Here is a 19,779-nt window from a genome sequence, read left to right as displayed (position 1 = left end):
GGGAGAAAAAATTACGCGATTTTTGAGAGAGAATACAATGCCTCTCTGTTCAGAATATCGATTCGATTTTTGTCGACTGAGATAAATTCCCTTGCCTTTAGATCCGACAAGGCACGGACCAATGTTTCCGTTTTTGTACCAATGAAAGTGGCAAGGACATCCCGTGTGACCTTTAATTCCACATGGTTCTTACGACCTTGGGCATTGTCCAAAACGATGAGGATCTCTGCTAATTTTTCATGGACTTGTTTGGTTCCGAGAGAAACAACATGTTCTTCCATTTCTCGCCATTCTTTGGCCATTTGGCGGAACACTTCTTTTTGGAAGTTACTATCATCTTTGACAAGAGCATCAATGAGAGCTCCTGTGATGTAACAAGCATGAGTGTCTTCCACAGCCACAACGTTGTGATGAGAGATAGAATCAGAAATACAATCGCGAAACCCAACCCAATCCCCAGGGCCACTCAATCGGAGGGTTTGTTCTTTTCCGCTAGCGAGTTGGACATAACTTCTGACAAGTCCTGTTTTGATGAAAAAAAATCCGTCAGCTTTGACCCCAGCTGTCACAAGGTGTTTGCCACGAGGGAACATCGTAAAATCTTTCCCTGCGTTGATTCGTTCAATTGTTTCGTGAGCCGCACAATGCAACACATTATGGTTTTTGTAATCGCATAAAAAACAATCGGGAATGAGTGGAAGGTCAGACATCAAACTTTTATGTAACCCCTTACCAGTCGCTTGTCGAGACAAAATTTTAGAAACTTTCTAAAATTTTATTTTCCCTTAAATTTAGGATCTCGCTTTTCTATAATACTCTGAATGGTCTCTTTAAAGTCATCCGAGATAAAATTTCGCGCTTGGGATTCTGCTTCTTTTTTCAATGCAGAATCGAGTTGTTTCCATGAATACAGATTTGTTTTGAGTTCTTGTAAAGCAAGTGGAGATGCCTTAGACAAAGAGATGGCCAGTTCCATGGCTCGTTCATATACGGAATGTTTTGCAACAGAATCCAGTGCAAGACCCCAGTCTTTTGCCTTGTTTCCATCGAAGGTTTCTCCCGTGATGAGTAACCTTCCACCCAAACTTTTTCCGAGAAGTTCAGGAGCTAAAAAACTAGAGCCCATTCCAGGATGGATTCCAAGACGCACAAAATTAAATGAATACTTTCCTTCACTTGCATAAATTCGTAAGTCACAACCAAAGGTTAATGAAAGACCTGCTCCAATCGCATGACCATTCACCGCCGCAATCACAGGCACTGGAAGTTTTCTAACAGACAAGAAAAAACCATAAAACTTTCTCATATCACGCCTGTTTTGTGAGAAACTTTTTTCAGAGAAAGAACGTAATAAATTCAGATCACCACCGGCACAAAACACATCATTCCTTCCTGAAACAATGACAACTCTTGGAAGTTTTTTTTGTTTGCGAATGGAATGGATGAGGTCAGCGAACTCTTCTCCCATTTTCCATGTCATGGAATTTCGAGACGAGGGATTGTTTAAGAAGATGGAAAGAATGGTCCCATCTTCTGTTTCACGGGATTCTATTTCTAGGAATTCATACTCTTTGGATTCAAATCGCGATTTCATCTATCTGAAAGGATTCGTACCAGGCTTTATCTTGTAAAGATAAAGGTTTGTTCCCAATCTCCATATTTTCAAAGTAATTGAGTAAAATTTCTAAATGTTGGCTTTCAAAATTTTGATTGGGAAGGGCCGAGTCAATGCCCTTGCTGAACAAAACATCCGCACGGATTTTGTCCTTATAGTGATCTGGTTTTCCGGAAAATATCAAATGCGCTGAAATCAAATCAAATCGAATGGTATCAACAATCCTACGAAGGGATTCCTCTGATTCTAAATAATAACGGGATGCCACTTCCGTTTGGAAATAATCCCCCCAAGTGATGAGGTCAGGAATCGATCCTGTTTTTTCTAAAATTTTCTTTTGGGTCTCTTCATCGGTGTAGAGAGAACCTGCAAATCGTTCCACGATCGTATGGAGTTCCGACAAGATGGCCAACTTTTCGGGACTTAAGAGTCCTTGTCGGATCATTGGGATCAGCTCAGGATTTACATGTTTTGGGAGAGTTAGTTCCATATACTTCCCATTTCGGCGGATTCTGTCGTTTCCTAGCATATTTTCTCTCAGAGAAAATCAGTTTTGCCCCTCTAAAAATCGATAATTTTAGTATGGCGATCGGCAGAACGGATTCGATGCAGGAACTCATTACGATTTTAGAATCGTTATTTGATGAGACAATCATCGGTTCTGATGTCAATATCGTAAAACACCTCTTTTATTATCTAAAAGCTGACAATCGAGAATTTGAATTCATCTATGAAGAAGATAACCTAGTTGCCGCTGTCGAAGAAATAGAAGCTCACTCCGTGACACTTATGATCCCTGACCTTGTGGAAAAAGGTTCCAGAAGGGCTCGGGTTCGTTTTGAAGTGATGAATATCAATTACCAATTTGAAGTTGTCATCCTTGATATTCAAAAAGAACAAATTGTCATCAAAACTCCCACCGAGTTACAATCCTACCAACTCCGGACCAATAAACGGATTCCTGTTGATGATTTGTTTATGAACTTCATCATTCTCTTTCGTAGTTTGTCTGGTGGATCGAGGGAAGTTGGGAAAAACCTATATGCGGAAAGTAGGTTCCCTCACCTAATGAAAGAAGTACGAAAGGATAGGCCTGACAGCAAACTCATCAACATCATGTTGACTGAGGCAATTGAACGAATTTCAAAGGATTATGAAATCCATTTTTTCAAAGAAGATGAAAAACTAAATGAGTTCGACGATTTTATCAAAAAAACAATCTTACAAACATCAAAAACCATCTACATCTCCGACTGCAATCGTATCACATCATATATAAATGAACCTAATGATGAGGTTCTATTTAATTATTTTTCTGAACACAAAGAGATGGCTAAGGAACTAGGCGATGAATTTGCCTTAGAATTTTTTGAATCGATGAGAAAACATGAATCCAGGAACTTTTATGTTTCCTATATCATCACTCCCATACGTTTGTATGAGGATGTAGTGGGTTATATCAAAGTTTTTTCGACAGCGATGGAACGATTCACGATTTCTCAGAACCAAGCTGTTTACATATTTGAATTGGCAGAGATCATCAGTTATGTCTTTACGAAAATTGCCATACAGTATGGAAGTTATGAAACCATGCAATCCACTACAAAGGTCGTGGACATCTCCCTTGATGGACTCCTATTCGAAATTTACGACAAACGATTGTTTCAATATTTAAAACGCCACAATATCATCAAAATGTTCATCCCACTCAGCAAAGAAAGAACCATGATCCTTCGCGGGGAAATCATTCGATTTTTGGATAAAGGGGATCACTACCATTTGGGTGTGAATTATTTTAGTTCAGCACCAGACGATATGTTATTTTTAGAATCATATTTATTCGAAAAGAGTATGAAAATCCTTTCAGAGTAATCCGGATTGTTTTTCGGCAAGCCTGATGGCATTGAGCAAATCTTCTGAGAGAGTGGTTTCACCCGTATAATACAAACGTAATAGTTTCCCATGTTCCACTAGTTTTGATCGGTACGTGGTTTCTTCGACTGTGCCCCTTGTTTCCTTCCATCGTAGATTGTAGAATTCGCAAGCAAGTTTGTGAAGGTAATAATCCGATTTCCGAAGTGAATAAGCTTTATTCAAAAATTCTTCCGAGCGACTGGAGAGTTCATCTCGTGATTTTCGAAGGTCAACTGTATTCCCTGAAAGATTGGTATGCAAAAGACTGAGGAAAGTGACTTCAAAACTATAAAGCCATACTTCATATATTTTGGGATACAAAGTACGAGCTTCCTTGGCAACCTGAGGCATAAGCTCCAATTGTTTTTTATTTTCTTTGCCTTCGATTTTAAAATAATAAGTCAAAAATCGTAAATAATCGACAAGAAATAACAGACGTTCTTGGGCATTCGAAAATCGTTCTCTATTTTTCCATGCCATGGAATATTCAAATGCAGTGGATACATAACCTTCCCCATCTTTCCAGTGGGCTTTCCCTAGCGCATAATGTAAGTCAGGTGAACTTTGATCAAGAGAGACTGCATGTTTGTATTTTCGAAGGGCTTCTTCCATTTGCCCTTTGGCGAAATAATGGTCTCCTTGTTTTTTCGCAAGGAAGGCTTCTTCATACTTGGTTGTGTCTAGTAACCGAGCGGCAGTGACTGGGCGATCTTCAATCAGACGTAAATATCCTTCACCCCTAACTTGCCATCCAAAAAAAGTGGTGAGGTAAACGGATTTAACAGTGATCATTCCCACAATATTCCCTTCACGAAAGGTTTTGTGGTCTTGGTTTTTTTCTAAAAGGTATAAGGTTTGCCCAACACGAATTCCCTTTGGATCAGCCACCTTGATTGTCACAGTGTCTGGCCTTGTGTCCACTTCCAATTCTTGAGAGAGTTTATCCACTTCGTAAAAACTCGCTTTTTCAATCCCTACGACTTCTCCAACTACGATCATACGTAAAGGATCAAGGGATGATTGGCTTCGAAAGGCAAATGCCATTCGGTCAGATGGTGACTGAGCCATGAGTGTAGAAAAAAGGAAAATGGGAAGAAGGAAGAGCCGAACCATCTATACTAAGGATCGGCCGATTCCAAAAGTCAGTGAGTAGAAAAAAAATTCCCTACCGCCTCTGGTAGGGAAAATTCTCTTATTTAGGTTGGAATTCTAAACGAAATTTACCCTCTCCCACTTGGCTTTTGGAATACAATATTTTTCTGTGGATTCCATGATTATAATCCTCGACTGTGTTTCCATAAAAAGGACTCCCTAAATTCCCACTGTTCCCAATGGGAAGTTGGGTCAAAGACTCTTCAAACCTACCATAATCAATTACCCTACGTTTCGAAGGACCAGAAGTGGCCGTCCAATCTTCTTTCATCAATTTGTATTTTAAGTTATTCACCACTTCCGCACCACCAGCACTTGGCATGGGACCAATATCAAATACACCACCTATCAAAGGCAATACTCCAAGTGGATGTGGGTGTTTGATTTTGTATAAGTATTTCCATTTCCAAAGGCTTGGAGAGGCAGAGACATTCTTTTCTAGATACTTCGCTGTTTCTTCAAGGGATCGATTGATAATATCTTCCCTTGTTTCGATCACACCAACAGTCCTCAAATCATCCCAATAATTGGAATTGGGATTTCGGATAAAACGACGATACGCATTCCAATATTCTGCTAATTCTCCATACAGTTCAAAATGTTCAGGGCCCATTTCATCGATGAGAAGTTCTTTCAAGGTTAAATAAAAGAAAACATCATACACAGCAGCACCTTGCGAATCAGGGAAATGTTCAAAGTTCCAATGTTTTAAAATTTCTAATACTTTTTTCCCACCCAATGAGTTTGGTTTTTTTGCAGAAGAAAATACAATTTCAAGGTATTCGGGGGCAAAAGAGGAAACCGTATCTGTTTGGATCGCGGCAAGTTCTTCTAAACTCCATTTCTCTTGGGTTTCCAAAATACCAACTAACCTCTGAAAACGATCAGGGGGTTGCCAATTCCCTTCCGGTTTTCCAAGACCAGGTAACCTTTGGTTTGTCACTAGGTTATTGGCTGTTACGATAATTCCATTTTTAGGATTGATGATCTTTGGATTGTCTTTTACAGGAACATAACCAATCACATCATTTTCTCCTGTGGAACCTTCTAAAATTTTCCTTGGATTCCCTCCCTTCAATATAGGAAATCTACCCACGGCATAATAAGCGATATTTCCATCCTTATCCGCATAACTAAAATTTAGTCCAGGTGCTCCGATCATGGAAGACGCAGAATCTAGTTCCTGGAAAGATTTGGATTTACCCATTTTATATAAAACATCTAGAAGAGGATTTTCTAAATGGTGGTGGGACCAATACAAGCTGACGGGTCTACCTTTATAACCTTTGATATGTTCGGTGATGATAGGACCGTGGCCTGTTATGGCAACTTCGAAAGGAATGATCGATCCATCCTTTTGTTTGATTCCATCTTTATAATGGCTTAATTCTTTCCATGTAGACCCTGATTTGTATTTCCCATTATCAATGGTTTCCATATACAAATTCACATCATCTTGCTCAAGCATTGTCAGTCCCCAAGCTTTGTCTTGATTGTGTGCGATGAGTGGGAAAGGTATGATGGATAAAAAATAACCATAGTTTTCATACCCAGGGTATTCAATATGGGCTTCATACCAAGCACCCGGGTTCGACAAAGCAATGTGTGGGTCATTGGCAAGTACGGCTCCTCCACTTGCGGACCGACTCGGTGCTACAAGCCAAGAATTACTACCTTCCAATGGTTCCATTGGGATCTGGAGTGAGCCCACAAAACGTACGAGCTCTTTCAAATTGGTTACATCTTGGATGGATTGAGAATTGATTTGTTCAGGATGTTCTTTCTCTGAGTGAACGTTTTGGCGCGTATTTTGAGAATTGATTTGTATTTTTGGAACATTGGAAGCGAGTTTTAGAATCCCTGGTTGGGATTCTAAAATGGAGGCATTTGGTTCAAAATCATATCTCGGGAAGAGTTCACTTGCCGAACGACCAGCTAACTCAGATTCCATGATCGTGTACAAACTGTCCGACTTGATTCCTTCTGCAAAGGAAAATCCCATATAAAACAAAAACGAAATGGCATCAACTCGATCGAAGGGTCTAGGTTTGATACCTAGGATTGTGTATTCGATTGGTAGGGCTTCCGTTTCTAAAAAATGGTTCACACCATCCAAAAACCAATCCAATTGTTCCCAAGCTTCCGGATAAATATGTTTGGTTTGGTTTGCATAGGCTTCTGCCGTTTGTTTCAATAAAAGTGATTTTAAAAACTGATCCGAAGGGATGAGTTTTTCGCCAAAAATTTCAGTGAGTTCCCCTTTCCCAATCCGCCTTTGTAATTCCATTTGGAAAATTCGATCTTGCGCCATCGTAAAACCTAATGCAAAATAGGCGGACTTTGCATCCTCGCCTACAATGTGAGGAATTCCATTTGCGTCCCGGATCACAGTCGCTTTTGCGGAGAGTTTTTCTGAGCGTATTTCACCTTGGTATCTCGGAGCTTTTAAGGAAACAAGACCCCAAAATAAAATGTGTAAGGTAACTGGCAAAGAAAGGATTAAAAGAAGGAAGAGACTGATCATCGGTCTCTTCTTGATAAAGTTTTTTGTTTTCTGTAACATAGTTATTGTAGTGATTTGATTTGACGGATACGATTTTGTTTATCTGCAGAGTCCCAAGCGGCATTTGAGAATGATTCAACTTTGTAGTATTTTGTTTTATACTCATCTTTATAAGGAACCACAAGTTCACGATCTGGTTCTGTTGTTTTAGCTGCTTGGATTTTACGAAGCCCCTCTGCCCCTTGGTTAAACCATTCTGGATCAATCGGTAAATTCACACGATGCCCTCGAAAGGAAGTGGCGATGTAGGGACCATCTAAGTCTTTGTCACGAAGGATTTTCCCGTAAAAAGTAAACTCAACTTCATTGGATCCGGAAACTAAATCACCATCATACACGGCATAGGCGATGTATTCTCCGTTCTTTTCATCTTTTAGATTCGCTTCCAAATGATATTTTCCTTTTCGATACACATTCACAACAGAACGAACGATCAGTGATCCATCTTGTAAGGAATCAGAAAAAACACCATTAAACTCAGCAGGAATGGAGGGACTGGAAAAAAAACTAGATGTTAATGTGGTTTTTAAATTTTCAGGACCATAGGTAATTTCAGCTACAAGTGACATTTGTCCCCAATCAGCTTTTTGTGGTTTCCAAGAGAATGTATAAATGTTATCCCCTCTCGTTTGGTCACCGTCGGTTCCATTATCATTCACCGAAGCACTCACAACTCCAAAACGTTGTCCTTCCCATTCTTTAAATACTTGGTGAGAATCAATGGAAACTTTCACACGATTCCTTGCCTTGTCACGACATTCCAGGGTAACATACATCATGTCCTTGTTTCCAATCACCGCCCATGTTTTTGGTTGGAACATACAAACGTAACCAGTTGGTTCGTTCGTTTTTGCATCGATCATATAATCGGGAGATGTTTCAATGATAAAAGGAAAAGCTAAATCATGATTGAGAATGGACATCGGCCGTGAAAACGGAGGATACTCTGCCCATTCCATATATTTTTCCAAGATGTATTCAGGGGTTGCTCCATCATCTGGGATTGCATCGCCACCTTCACCACCGTCTCCACCAGATTCATTACCTTGCGTTGGATCAGAACTACTTGCCATTCTCTCTTGTCTTGCTTTCTCTTTTGCTTCTTGGTCGGTTCCAACACCGTCCTTTACGAAATAAAAGATTAAACCTACCAATACCAGTATAACAATAGTTAGATACAATCCGTATCTACGAAATAAATCCATACGCTCCCTTCCTTTTCTTTAGTAAAACGAATAAGAGCCTTGTCGGTTTTGAAACGATGTAAAGTAAAATTTAAATGGAAAAGAGACTCGCTAAGGATTCAGAAATTGGGATTTCGGATGGAACTGGCATTTGTTTCCATTCTTCGTAGTATTTGTATACTGTTCTTGAATAAGAAGGGACACCACCAAATCGTTTATAACCACCGAGACCGGCATTATAAGCTAACAATGTTGCTTCGAGTGTCTCTGTGCGCTCCATCAAATAATTCAAATAAAGAACACCAATGAGTAGATTCGTTTCAGGTTCATACAGTTCTTTAGCGGAAGAAAAGGGAATCCCTTCTTTTTTGGCGAGCCACCTTGCCGTTTCAGGCATGACTTGCATGAGCCCAAGTGCTCCTTTATGCGATTTAGCACGAGTGTGGAACTGTGATTCCGTTTGGATGAGACCAACGAGAAAACCCAATTTATCAACGGGAGCTGTATTGGTAGTTTTCGTTTTTTTGGGGAATCGGATGTGGTAGGATGCTCTTTCCACGACAAGAACCAAATCTTTCTGTTCTTTTTTTGAAAGACCAGGTCGGGTTTTGGAGATTAGGGAATGTAACTTGAGTTTTGCCGCATCATTGGCGGGGGCATTCCCTGCGGGATTGATTTTCCCATAAGACTCGAGGAGGAAGAGCAAAATGAGCCCTATGGATGCTAATTTTTGAGTGAATTTCTTTTGTTTTCGCATGGTGACTGACCGTCTCCTTATTGTGCATTGCACAATAAGGCCAGTTTCCGACACGACCCTCGGAGGACAAGGAGTTATTTGTGCGACGCACAAAGAAAAAATAGGACAATCGGGAAATGCTTGCCGAAAGTTTCATTTTGTCCATTTCTGGAGAAGCTTGGCTCCGACTCTGAATTTATACAGTTTCTTCTACTTCGGACTCAGTTTGGTGAGTGGGATTGCCTACATCTACTTTCGGTCTAGAAAAGAGGATCTCACCCCTAGTTTTCGGGGACTTCTCATTCCACTTTTGAGTTTGTTTTTTTGGTCGGTGGCTTGGTCGATTTGTAATTCCTTCCTACACCACTTCACGGCTTATATTTTTGTATTTTTAAAAAATCCAGCCATCCTCATTTTAGGTGTTTCCATTTCTGACCTTGCCTTTCGATTCCAAAAAGATCTTTTCCCACGTTGGCGAACGGTCAGTTTACGAATCCAAATCATCGGTGCTTTCCTTGCAGGCCTCATCAATTGGATTGGATTTTTTTATCGAGAGATTCGTTTTGATCCCAAGATGGAATTTTATGTTCCTGCCCAATCAGCCAGTCATATTCTCATCCGACTTTCGATTTTATCCATCGCCATCATCTTATGTTGCATCCTCATCAATACCTTACTTGTTTTATTTCGAAAGTACAATCGTCTGCAAGGAGTCGAAAAAAAAGCAACTGCTGGCTTTATCATCGCCATCTTTGGAATTTTAACTTTGGCACTCGCCGACATTTTGGTAGATTTAAACTATGTTAGCAAACCAACCTATCTTTTTATATTAACCAACCTAACCATCATTATCATGACAATTTTAGTACTCGTTTCTTTAAACCAAGAGACAGTACCTTCATCAGTTGGATTCAAAATCATGACATTCAACTTAACCATTTTGTATCTCATACTATCGATTGTTGCCAACTTTTTATTCAACCGATTTCGAATCGATATCCAAAGTGAGATGAGCCGAGAAAAACATAATGTTAAAACACAATTGGAACTTGGGAACTTTTATCCCTTTGTCTATTTGTCTGATGTAGTCATCGATATGCAGGATCAAAATTTCCGTATCAATAAAGCAGGATTTACAAACGATCAAATCAGCGGTTTGGCAGGAAGAACTCCTTCACATGAAACGTTTAAAGTAGATACATTTACAAATGAACCCTCAGGAATTTTTTGGACTTCTGATTTTTATGCCAAAAATCATCATTTTTTAATTGCCATCCCATATATTGAATACCGCGAAAAAGTGCATCAGACAGTTGTATGGCTCATCATCACACTTCTCTTTTCGATTTTTACAATTTTCATGTTATACCCAGTCTTACACAAAACAAGCATTGTGTATCCATTGACACGATTGTTGTCAGGTATCAGAAGGATGCAGTCTGGTGATTTATTTGTTTCTGTAGAAGTTTCCAGTAAAGATGAGATTGGAGAATTATCAAAAAGTTTCAATGAGATGATCACAATTGTCAGAGACGCTCGATTCCAATTGGAACAAAAAATAGAAGAACGCACTGTCTCGCTTAACAATACTATTTTGGAACTTAGAGATACCCAAGAACAATTGTTACATGCAGAAAGAATGTCAACCTTAGGTAAAATTGCTGCTAGTGTGGCTCACGAAATCAACAACCCTCTCGCCGCCATCAAAGGAAGTATCCAATTCATCAAGGATGGTCAATTCTCAGATGATTTAGTGAATCTTTCCGAACTCGAAACAATTGCCGTTTCTTTGATCGAAAATTTCAAAAACAAAAAACGTTCCGAAGTGACATCTCGCTTCAAACGAAAGCGGGAACTCACAACATTTTTCCGTTCCAAACATGTCCAAGACCCAATCTCTCTTGCTGATACCTGTTTTGATTTTCACATCGAAGCAATCCCAGAGGATTACCAAATTTTATTTGAGACCAAAGAAGGGATTGAAGCCTTCCAATCGAGACTGAACGAACATGTGATTCGTTTCCACCTAGGCATCATTGAGACTGCCGTAGAGCGAGCCTCAAAAATCGTTTTTGCCTTAAAACACCATTCCTACTCAGGCCCCAAAGAAAACCAAAAGATCCTCTCCTTAAAAGAAGGGATCGAGTCGGTCCTCAGTATGTATTCCAAAAGTTGGAAACCACATGTGGAACTGGATTGGCGAAACGAGGGAGATCCTCAAGTGTTTGGCCATGCCGACGAACTCATCCAAGTCTGGACCAATTTAATTTACAATTCCTTCCAAGCATGTCCGAGCGAAAATGGTCGGATTTCCATCCTTCTGAAAGAATCCGAATCGGAAGCCGTCATCTCAATCGAAGACAATGGAAAGGGGATCCCGGAAGAAATTTTACCCCGCATCTTTGAGCCATTCTTCACGACAAAAGAACTGGGGATGGGCACAGGTCTTGGACTCTCCATCGTCCAAAAGATCATCGAAAACCACCAAGGGAAGATCCACGTACAAAGTCGCCCAGGGAAAACCCTCTTCACCATCCACCTTCCCCTAGCAAAAGCCTAGGATTTCCAACCCATATTTGTCGTGAAATCACCGACAATGGCAAAATTATGTTAAAAATTTGTCTAAATTGGTCAAAAAAATTCTTGTCAATCTTTTGCCAAACTTATACAACAATAGAAACATCACTAGGGAATGGGCAATTTACATGCGAATTTTACTCACAGCACTCACAACATTACTCCTCGCTGGTTCACTCAGCGCACAAACATACACGGTCTTCATCCATGGGAAATCAGGCAAAAATCATAATGGAATTGGAACCACAGATGTAAACAGCTACTGGGGTTCTTCTGCGAATTCCGTGAGCGGTAATCGCATCTTCATTGGATACGATGGAACGACAGATCCAAGAACATACGGATCTTCCCGTGCCCAATCAAACATTTCCACAGGACTCACAAACTACTGCAAATCAGGGAAATCTTGTAAAATCGTATGCCACTCCGCAGGTTGTTATGCGATTGAATATTGGTTGTCGAACCTTGGTTCCACTGCCTCGGCAAAAGGTTTCAACATTACGAAAGTCACTGCTCTCGCAGCCGCTTCTGGTGGATCAGAACTTGCCAATGCTCTCAATGGAATCACATTCGGATTTGGTGGAAACGCGATGGATAAGTCCCTCATCGTAACCACTGCACGCGGAGCTTTCAATCATAACAATACAGGCGGAGTTGCTATAAACCATGTGCCAGGGTATAAGGGGATGTTTGGAGCTTCTGCCATCCTACCTGGGGAAGATGATTATGCAGTGGCATACCACTCTTCTTGTGCTTACAACCGTGCAGGTGGCCTTAACAAATGCCAATCTTCTCTCACACAATACGAAGGCCTCTGGCCATTTGGTTCGAACAGAACCTACAAACAATACAGTGGACACTACCGTGCTCCGTCTGTTTCATCCGCTGGATTGTATCTAGACCATGGTCAGATCAAAAAAGAAGGTTGGAGATAATTTTTAGGATTTATTGAAAGAAAGGAAAAGGAAAAAAGAGATGCGTAGCTCAATCACAACAATACTTGCGTTCCTCGTAGCAGGATCGCTGAGTGCACAAACCTATACCGTGTTCATTCACGGTAAGTCGGACAAAAACCACAATGGTGTGGGAACAACAGATGTAAACGGATACTGGGGATCATCCACTAGTACAGTTTCTGGATCCAAAATCTTCATCGGTTACGATGGAACAACAGATCCGAGAACATACGGATCTTCCCGTGCACAATCAAACATTTCCACAGGACTCACAAACTATTGCAAAGGTGCGAACTCTTGCAAAATCGTTTGCCACTCTGCTGGTTGTTATGCGATCGAATATTGGTTGTCCAACTTAGGTTCTACTGCATCTTCCAAAGGTTTTAACCTAACAAAAGTGACGGCACTTGCTGCGGCTTCTGGCGGGTCAGAACTTGCTTCTGCTCTGAACGGAATCAGTTTCGGATTTGGTGGAAACGCGATGGACAAGTCCCTCATCGTATCCACTGCTCGCGGTGCTTTCAATCATAACAACACTGCTGGTGTAGCTGTGAACCATGTACCTGGTTACAAAGGTATGTTTGGTGCATCTGCAATCCTTCCTGGTGAAGATGATTACGCAGTTGCTTACCACTCTTCTTGTGGTTACAACAAAGCAGGTGGCCTTAACAAATGCCAATCTTCTCTCACACAAAGCGAAGGGATCTGGCCATTCAACAAAAATGTAACTTACACACAGTACAGCGGACACTACAGAGCTCCGTCTGTTACATCCACTGGTCTATACCTTGACCATAGCGAGATCAAAAAAGAAGGATACCGATAGAATCGGATCTAAGCTCCCAACTACAGATCCTTTAGTCGGAAGTGAAAAAGACCAGCCAAATTGGCTGGTCTTTTTTTTTGCCCCAATATAATATAAATTGACACATTTGCCTTAATTGTGGAATTTGTGCTTAAATAAAGAAAATCAGGAAAGGGAAAAAATATGCGAAGCACCATCACAACTGTACTCGCGTTCCTCCTCGCAGGATCGCTCAGTGCACAAACCTACACCGTGTTCATCCACGGAAAATCAGACAAAAACCACAATGGCGTGGGAACAAGCGACGTGAATTCGTATTGGGGAACCTCTGCGAATACTGTCTCTGGATCGAAAGTATTCATCGGTTACGATGGAAGAACTGATCCCAGAACCTACGGAAGCGCTCGTGCCCAAACGAACATTTCAACAGGACTGACAAACTATTGCAAAGGTGGAAAATCTTGCAAAATCGTATGCCACTCTGCGGGATGTTATGCGATTGAGTTTTGGTTGGCGAATTTAGGATCCACTGCTTCTGCAAAGGGTTTCAATCTAACAAAAGTGACTGCTCTCGCAGCTGCTTCTGGTGGATCGGAACTTGCATCCGCTCTGAATGGCGCAACATTCGGATTTGGTGGGAACGCAATGGACAAGTCACTCATCGTATCCACAGCTCGTGGTGCGTTTAACCATAACAACACGGGAGGAGTTCAAATTCACCATGTACCAGGTTACAAAGGTGCTTTTGGACCGTCTGCCATCCTTCCAGGTGAAGATGATTATGCAGTGGCTTATCACTCTGCTTGCGGATACAACCGTGCAGGTGGACTTAGCAAATGCCAATCATCCATCGTAAGTGGTAGCACTACTTATACACAATACTCAGGGCACGTAAGAGCTCCCTCTCTTACATCTGCTGGATTGTATAAGAACCATAGTGAGATCAAAAACGAAGGAACTAGATAAGAGTAGGTTTAAAAAAACCCAACTACTTTTGGTAGATGGGTTTTCATTTGAGAAGCTGAAGGGAAACCTTCAGCTTTTTTTGTTTCCTGCGGAAATCTCTTGATATTGTTTTGTTTATCCGTGTTTGATCACACCTTGTCTAGACCTTCCAATAAACCAGTAATACAACACTGGCACTGCAAATCGACTGAGCACTGTCGCTGCAATTTCACCAAACATCAGTGAGATGGCAAGACCTTGGAATATTGGGTCAAATAACATTACAAAGGAACCAACCACAACTGCGGACGCTGTGAGTAACATGGGGCGAAACCTTACCACACCTGCATGGACTACAGCTTCCTTCAATTCGACTCCTTTTTTGATTTCCCCTTCAATGAAATCCACAAGGATGATGGAGTTACGAACGATGATCCCAGCACCTGCAATGAACCCAATCATGGATGTTGCCGTGAAATAGGCTCCCATCACCCAATGTCCAGGTAAAATCCCGATGAGGGAAATAGGAATTGGTGCCATGATGATGAGGGGCACAGTGTAACTTTTGAACCAACCGAGCACCAATACATAAATGAGTAGGATCACCACGGCAAAGGCTCCTCCTAAGTCGCGGAACACCTCATAGGTGATGAACCATTCCCCATCCCATTTGATCACGGGTTTTGTTGTATTCCAAGGAACATCCGCGGTTTGGGTTTCATACTGAATTTTTGGTGCCAGTTTTAACATTCCATACACTGGCGCTTCTTCTTCTCCAGAAAGTTCGCTCATCACATAATTGACTGGTTTTAGATTCTTTCGAAAGAGTGCCCTATCTTCTTCGAGGTAGGGAGTTCCTAACACACGTTCGGAGGACACCACTCCCGACTCCATTGACATGATGTTTTGGTTTTGAAAAGGAGATTTGGAGCTACGAACATTTTGTTTGATGGAAAGGGAAATGGAAACTTCTTCTGGTTCTTTTGCTGTTGCCAAACTCACAAGAGGAGATTCCGAAAAAAGTATGGATCCAGTGTAAGCAAGGGCTGAAGTTTTGATTCCAAAAAGGCCTGACTTATCAAAATCAATTGGGTAGACCATCTTCGGCCTTCCGTTACGAAGCGAAGTATCCAAATCAACCACACTTGGTTCTTCCTTGAAGATTTGGTAGATCTCTTCTGCGACTTTCTTTCGTTCGGAAGCAGTTGGACCATACACTTCTGCCACCATGGTTGCCATCACAGGAGGACCCGGTGGAATTTCTAATACCTTTGTGACGGCATGATGAGTTTCCCCGAAGGTTTTGATTTCACCACGAAGAGATTCGATGATTTCATGGCTTGAAACTTTCCGATCATTTTTATTCTTTAAAATGATTTGTAAGTCATTCATGGAATCCAAATTTCGAAGAAAGGAATGTTTCACCATTCCCGAAAAAGAAAAGGGAGCCGCTTCTCCACCGAAGATTTGGATTTTTTCCACATTCGGATTTTGTAATAGGAGTTTTGCTAATAGCTCTGTTTGTGACATACTTTGTGCCAAGGTGGTTCTTGGTTCATAGTCGATGAGCACTTGGAACTCTTCTTTATTATCAAACGGTAACATTTTTACTTTTACCCACTTGAAGGCAACAAAGGCCATAGAAGCAACAAGGAGTCCGATGGTGATGGCACCAAATACACTTGCATTCTTCTTTGTACCTAACAACCAGTTGGTGAACTTAATATAAAGTTGGTCTAGTTTGGATACTTTGTGACCTACTTCTGTTCCTGAATGTTGGTTTGGTTCTTTTAACAATCTTACAGATGCCCAAGGAGTGATCACAAAGGCAACGATGAGAGATAAAATCATCGCAAGGCTTGCTCCCACTGGGATTGGTTTCATATAAGGTCCCATAAGGCCTCGCACAAATGCCATGGGTAGAATGGCTGCAATCACAGTAAAGGTAGCAAGGATGGTTGGATTTCCCACTTCGGATACGGCAATTAAAGTGGCACGTATGATCCCTAGTTTCGGATTTTCTTCCAAATGCCTTTCGATGTTTTCTACCACTACAATGGCATCATCCACAAGAATTCCTATGGAAAAAATCAAAGCAAAGAGAGTCACACGGTTGAGTGTGTAACCAAGGAAATAATAGATCGCAAGTGTGAGAGCTAAGGTGACAGGGATAGCAATGGCAACAACAAGGGCCGATCGCCAACCCATCCAAAGGGCGATGAGAACAGTCACAGAGATGGTGGCAATGAGCAAATGTTCAATGAGTTCATGCGATTTGTCTTCTGCTGTGCTTCCATAGTCACGAATGATGCTGAAACTAATTTCTTTTGGTAGGTCTTTTTGAAAGAGTTCCGCTCTTTCAATCAAATCCTTGGAAAGATTGACCACATTTGTCCCTTTTCGTTTGGCAAAAACGATGGTCACAGCATTTCGTTTGGATTCTCCGAGGGATTTGTCAAAAAGAAGAGATGACCTTGTTCGTTCTTCTGGTCCTTCTTCTACCTTCGCTAAATCTTGGATGCGAACCACCCTACCCCCACGTTGTGCCACAGGGAGCGATTTCACATCTGCAATATTTTTTAATACACCACCAACTTCCATATCGAGGACAGATTCCGAAGACCAATTTTTACCGGCAGGGATCAGAGCATCGTTATGTTTTAAACTTTCCGCCACTTCAATGGATGTTACACCATATCGACTCAGTAGATCAGGATCTACTTTGACACGAACTGTTTTCTTTAATCCACCTAACATTTGTACACTTGCCAAATCCGGAGTGGAAGACAATTCTCTTGCAAGTGGTGCCACTTTTTGTCTTAGTTCATAATCATTGAGTGTTTCAGAACTAAAACTTAGAGCAAGGAAAGGAACATCATCAATTGAGAATGATTTTACAATGGGCGGCAATGTATTCTTAGGTAGGACAGTTTTAGCCTCCATCAGTTTGTGATGGATTTTGACAAGAGACGGTTCAATGGGTTCTCCAACCTTAAACCGAACCGTGATATAACTCCCATGCCATTTGCTTGTGCTATAAATGTATTCCACACCTTCAAGACCCCAAACTGCTCTTTCGACAGGCTCTGTTACTTTTCTTTCTGTTTCTTCAGGCGAAAATCCAGGGCTTGGGATTTGGATGTCAATCATGGGAACAGAGATCTGAGGTTCCTCTTCTTTGGGAGTTAAATACACTGCAAATAAACCAAGCACCAAACTGGCGATTGCAATTACAGGCGTTAACCTTGAATGTAAAAATGTTTCTGCAAGTCGCCCTGCAAATCCTGCTCTAATTTCTTCCAGTGGCTTCATTTGTGTCTTCCTTTTTTGAAAATATCGATGCTTCTGTTCTCACTTGTAAAAGTGTAATTTCAGTTTCCATTAATACGCGTGATAATTCTAAAGATTTGTTGAGTGTTTCTGCAAATTGAATGGCGTTGATGGCTCCACTTTGGAATAACCGTTGCATATTTGTTACTTGTTCTTCTTGAAATTTCACAGTTTCTTTTATAAGCTCCAAACTTTCTTTCAAAGAGATTTCTTTTTGAATCAGTGACTTCACATGTGCTTCTTCTTCTTTAGTTTTCTCTTCTATTTTTTTAAGAGCGGCTTCTGCATTTAATTTAGATTCTTCTACGACTCCCATATCTTTAGGATTGTAAAGATTCATTTGTAAATACACACCTGCTTGGTAGGCATTCGAAATGTTGCGACTTCCTTGGTAACCATATGCTTCCGAGTAAGCACCAACTTTTGGTAGAAATTTTGCCATCTCCATTTCTGCTTTCAGTTTTTCACCTTCTGCATACTTAATCTGTGCATTCATTTGGTTGGATCTTTCATATCCAACGGGTCTTTTGAAATATGTATCTAAAAAAGAATTTAGATCCGATTCTACAATTTCCAAATCAGTCGATGGAACATCGGACAATACGTATAACGTTTCTTTATAATCGTTGATTTGTAATTGTGATTGTTTCTCTAAAACTGCGATTTGGTTTTGAATCGATTTTAGGGCAAGGTATCCTGCATACCCAACAGGGTTACCTTTGTTACCCAATGAATAATTCGATTGGAATCGACGTTCGATCTTTTTAATTTGTTCGAGTCTCTTCTGATAATCTGTTAAACTTTGGATGGCGCGGTAGTAGAAACCTGCTTGTGCAAATTCCCGATCGCGAATGGCTAACCATTCAAATTTTAATCCAGTACTTCTTTTTTCATTCATTGCTGCGAATGTTTTACTAGACCCACCTTCGTAGAGTGGTAGATCCATTCCAAGAGTTCCTCTGGAATACTGATGACTTCCTGGATAATTTAATGTATCTTTCGCAAAAAGATTCATCGTGTCAGAATTGAGTGTCGTATAAGGTTGATTATTCGAATCTAAAAAGTTTCCGGGACGATAACGAGTGGAAGCAGTCGAAAAATCGGCATCGGTTGCACTCCTTTGACTGAGTTTCCCCATAAAGTTGAGTGTGGGATCGTTTGTTTGAAAGGTTCTAAGATCGGCATAAACCCTAGGTAACCAGTGTTTGTCGGATCTGTCCTTTGCAATTTCACCAGCTTTCCACTCCAAATATTTGGATTTTCTTGCTGATGAATTTTCTTCGATTCTTTTCCAAAGTTCATTAAAACCTACTCCTTCCGCAGAAAGATAAACTGGTGTGACAAGAAGTAAAAAGCTGATGAAATATTTCATTGAACTAGTCCCTAACCTTTGGTGTTGCACCAAGTTTGTTTAAAAGGATCGCCATCGGACAAAACCCAAATGTGGAAAACACAACTAGGTTGATACCGACAAGTAAGTTCAATAGAAACCACCAGGAAGAAACATAGGCTCCAAGTGTGACCCCTACCAAACTAAAGATTCCAGCGATGAGAAAAACCAATCGCTCCAAATACCATGTTTTTGTTGATGCTAAGAACATTACCATACCCCCTATAGTATATAGTCTATCTCCATATATACCCATGGGGGTATATATGGCAAGTATTTTTTATCGAGATGTTTGAGAGGGAGGATTGGTTTTAGAGGGAAAATGCTGCGGAAATGGCTTTTTTAACATCGGTTTCGATGTTTTGAGTGGACTTCTTTTCTTTGAAGCAAGTATCCATATATTCATGGATGTAAGCTTCTCCGAACTTTTTCATGGCTTGGTGGGCCGCTTTTAGGAGTAGGATTGCTTTTTCACAGTCTTGTTCTTCCGCAACAATGGAATTTTTGATCGCTTCCAACTGGCCCTGGATACGATTGATGCGGTGGATGAGTTTGGTTTGGTTTTCGGAAAGGCTCATTCCTATATACCCAGCAGGGTATACAAAAGATGCA

The 19,779-nt window shown here is 40.9% G+C and carries 16 protein-coding genes; 5 read left to right on the top strand and 11 right to left on the bottom strand.

The genetic code is table 11. The annotated features are described in order from the left end of the window. Positions 1 to 11 precede the first annotated feature (11 nt). From LEPBI_RS04265 to LEPBI_RS04255, 3 genes are all read right to left on the bottom strand, one after another. Positions 12 to 710 carry a Crp/Fnr family transcriptional regulator gene (locus LEPBI_RS04265; RefSeq protein ID WP_012387880.1) on the bottom strand — a complete coding sequence of 233 codons (699 nt, stop codon included), beginning with the start codon at positions 708 to 710 and terminating at the stop codon, positions 12 to 14. Positions 711 to 775: 65 nt separating this feature from the next. Continuing rightward, complete coding sequence (locus LEPBI_RS04260) at positions 776 to 1,594, bottom strand: enoyl-CoA hydratase/isomerase family protein (RefSeq protein WP_012387879.1); 819 nt, start codon at positions 1,592 to 1,594, stop codon at positions 776 to 778. Next, positions 1,578 to 2,105 (bottom strand): hypothetical protein, encoded by a 528-nt coding sequence (locus tag LEPBI_RS04255; protein ID WP_012387878.1) that lies wholly within the window; start codon positions 2,103 to 2,105, stop codon positions 1,578 to 1,580. The genes LEPBI_RS04260 and LEPBI_RS04255 overlap by 17 nt, the downstream gene beginning before the upstream one ends. A gap of 92 nt (positions 2,106 to 2,197) precedes the next feature. On the opposite strand from LEPBI_RS04255, the gene LEPBI_RS04250 reads away from it, so the two are divergent. Then, the gene (locus LEPBI_RS04250; protein ID WP_012387877.1) at positions 2,198 to 3,487 is read left to right on the top strand and encodes a DUF1577 domain-containing protein; all 1,290 of its coding nucleotides are present in this window, start codon (positions 2,198 to 2,200) and stop codon (positions 3,485 to 3,487) included. Here the strand turns inward: LEPBI_RS04250 and LEPBI_RS04245 are convergent. The 4 genes from LEPBI_RS04245 to LEPBI_RS04230 form a co-directional block, all read right to left on the bottom strand. Beyond that, entirely contained in the window at positions 3,479 to 4,642 is a 1,164-nt protein-coding gene (locus tag LEPBI_RS04245) for a tetratricopeptide repeat protein (RefSeq protein ID WP_012387876.1), read from the bottom strand. The genes LEPBI_RS04250 and LEPBI_RS04245 overlap by 9 nt on opposite strands. Positions 4,643 to 4,721: 79 nt before the next feature. Further along, positions 4,722 to 7,244 (bottom strand): penicillin acylase family protein, encoded by a 2,523-nt coding sequence (locus tag LEPBI_RS04240; RefSeq protein ID WP_012387875.1) that lies wholly within the window; start codon positions 7,242 to 7,244, stop codon positions 4,722 to 4,724. Positions 7,245 to 7,246: 2 nt separating this feature from the next. Further along, positions 7,247 to 8,449, bottom strand: a complete 1,203-nt coding sequence (locus LEPBI_RS04235; RefSeq protein ID WP_012387874.1) for a hypothetical protein — start codon at positions 8,447 to 8,449, stop codon at positions 7,247 to 7,249. A 70-nt stretch (positions 8,450 to 8,519) separates the two neighbouring features. Continuing rightward, the gene (locus tag LEPBI_RS04230) at positions 8,520 to 9,185 is read right to left on the bottom strand and encodes a lytic transglycosylase domain-containing protein (RefSeq protein ID WP_012476167.1); all 666 of its coding nucleotides are present in this window, start codon (positions 9,183 to 9,185) and stop codon (positions 8,520 to 8,522) included. A 157-nt stretch (positions 9,186 to 9,342) separates the two neighbouring features. On the opposite strand from LEPBI_RS04230, the gene LEPBI_RS04225 reads away from it, so the two are divergent. From LEPBI_RS04225 to LEPBI_RS04210, 4 genes are all read left to right on the top strand, one after another. Beyond that, positions 9,343 to 11,724, top strand: coding sequence for a HAMP domain-containing sensor histidine kinase (locus LEPBI_RS04225; RefSeq protein ID WP_012387872.1), 2,382 nt, complete (start codon positions 9,343 to 9,345; stop codon positions 11,722 to 11,724). A 145-nt stretch (positions 11,725 to 11,869) separates the two neighbouring features. Continuing rightward, entirely contained in the window at positions 11,870 to 12,676 is an 807-nt protein-coding gene (locus LEPBI_RS04220; RefSeq protein ID WP_012476166.1) for a hypothetical protein, read from the top strand. 40 nt (positions 12,677 to 12,716) lie between these two features. After that, entirely contained in the window at positions 12,717 to 13,523 is an 807-nt protein-coding gene (locus LEPBI_RS04215) for a hypothetical protein (RefSeq protein ID WP_012387870.1), read from the top strand. Positions 13,524 to 13,685: 162 nt separating this feature from the next. Continuing rightward, the gene (locus LEPBI_RS04210; protein ID WP_012387869.1) at positions 13,686 to 14,468 is read left to right on the top strand and encodes a hypothetical protein; all 783 of its coding nucleotides are present in this window, start codon (positions 13,686 to 13,688) and stop codon (positions 14,466 to 14,468) included. 114 nt (positions 14,469 to 14,582) lie between these two features. On the opposite strand, the gene LEPBI_RS04205 is transcribed toward LEPBI_RS04210, so the two are convergent. The 4 genes from LEPBI_RS04205 to LEPBI_RS04190 all read right to left on the bottom strand — a co-directional run bounded on the left by LEPBI_RS04205 (position 14,583) and on the right by LEPBI_RS04190 (position 19,745). Then, positions 14,583 to 17,759: an efflux RND transporter permease subunit gene (locus LEPBI_RS04205; protein WP_012387868.1), complete on the bottom strand. Its 3,177-nt coding sequence runs from the start codon at positions 17,757 to 17,759 to the stop codon at positions 14,583 to 14,585. Beyond that, positions 17,737 to 19,149 carry a TolC family protein gene (locus LEPBI_RS04200; RefSeq protein ID WP_012387867.1) on the bottom strand — a complete coding sequence of 471 codons (1,413 nt, stop codon included), beginning with the start codon at positions 19,147 to 19,149 and terminating at the stop codon, positions 17,737 to 17,739. The genes LEPBI_RS04205 and LEPBI_RS04200 overlap by 23 nt, the downstream gene beginning before the upstream one ends. 4 nt (positions 19,150 to 19,153) lie before the next feature. Next, positions 19,154 to 19,378 (bottom strand): YgaP family membrane protein, encoded by a 225-nt coding sequence (locus LEPBI_RS04195; RefSeq protein ID WP_012476165.1) that lies wholly within the window; start codon positions 19,376 to 19,378, stop codon positions 19,154 to 19,156. A 100-nt stretch (positions 19,379 to 19,478) separates the two neighbouring features. Continuing rightward, positions 19,479 to 19,745, bottom strand: coding sequence for a metal-sensitive transcriptional regulator (locus LEPBI_RS04190; RefSeq protein WP_012476164.1), 267 nt, complete (start codon positions 19,743 to 19,745; stop codon positions 19,479 to 19,481). Positions 19,746 to 19,779 lie beyond the last annotated feature (34 nt).

The organism is Leptospira biflexa serovar Patoc strain 'Patoc 1 (Paris)', from assembly GCF_000017685.1.
GTDB lineage: Bacteria > Spirochaetota > Leptospiria > Leptospirales > Leptospiraceae > Leptospira_A > Leptospira_A biflexa.
This window is presented reverse-complemented; position numbering and strand designations above follow the sequence as displayed.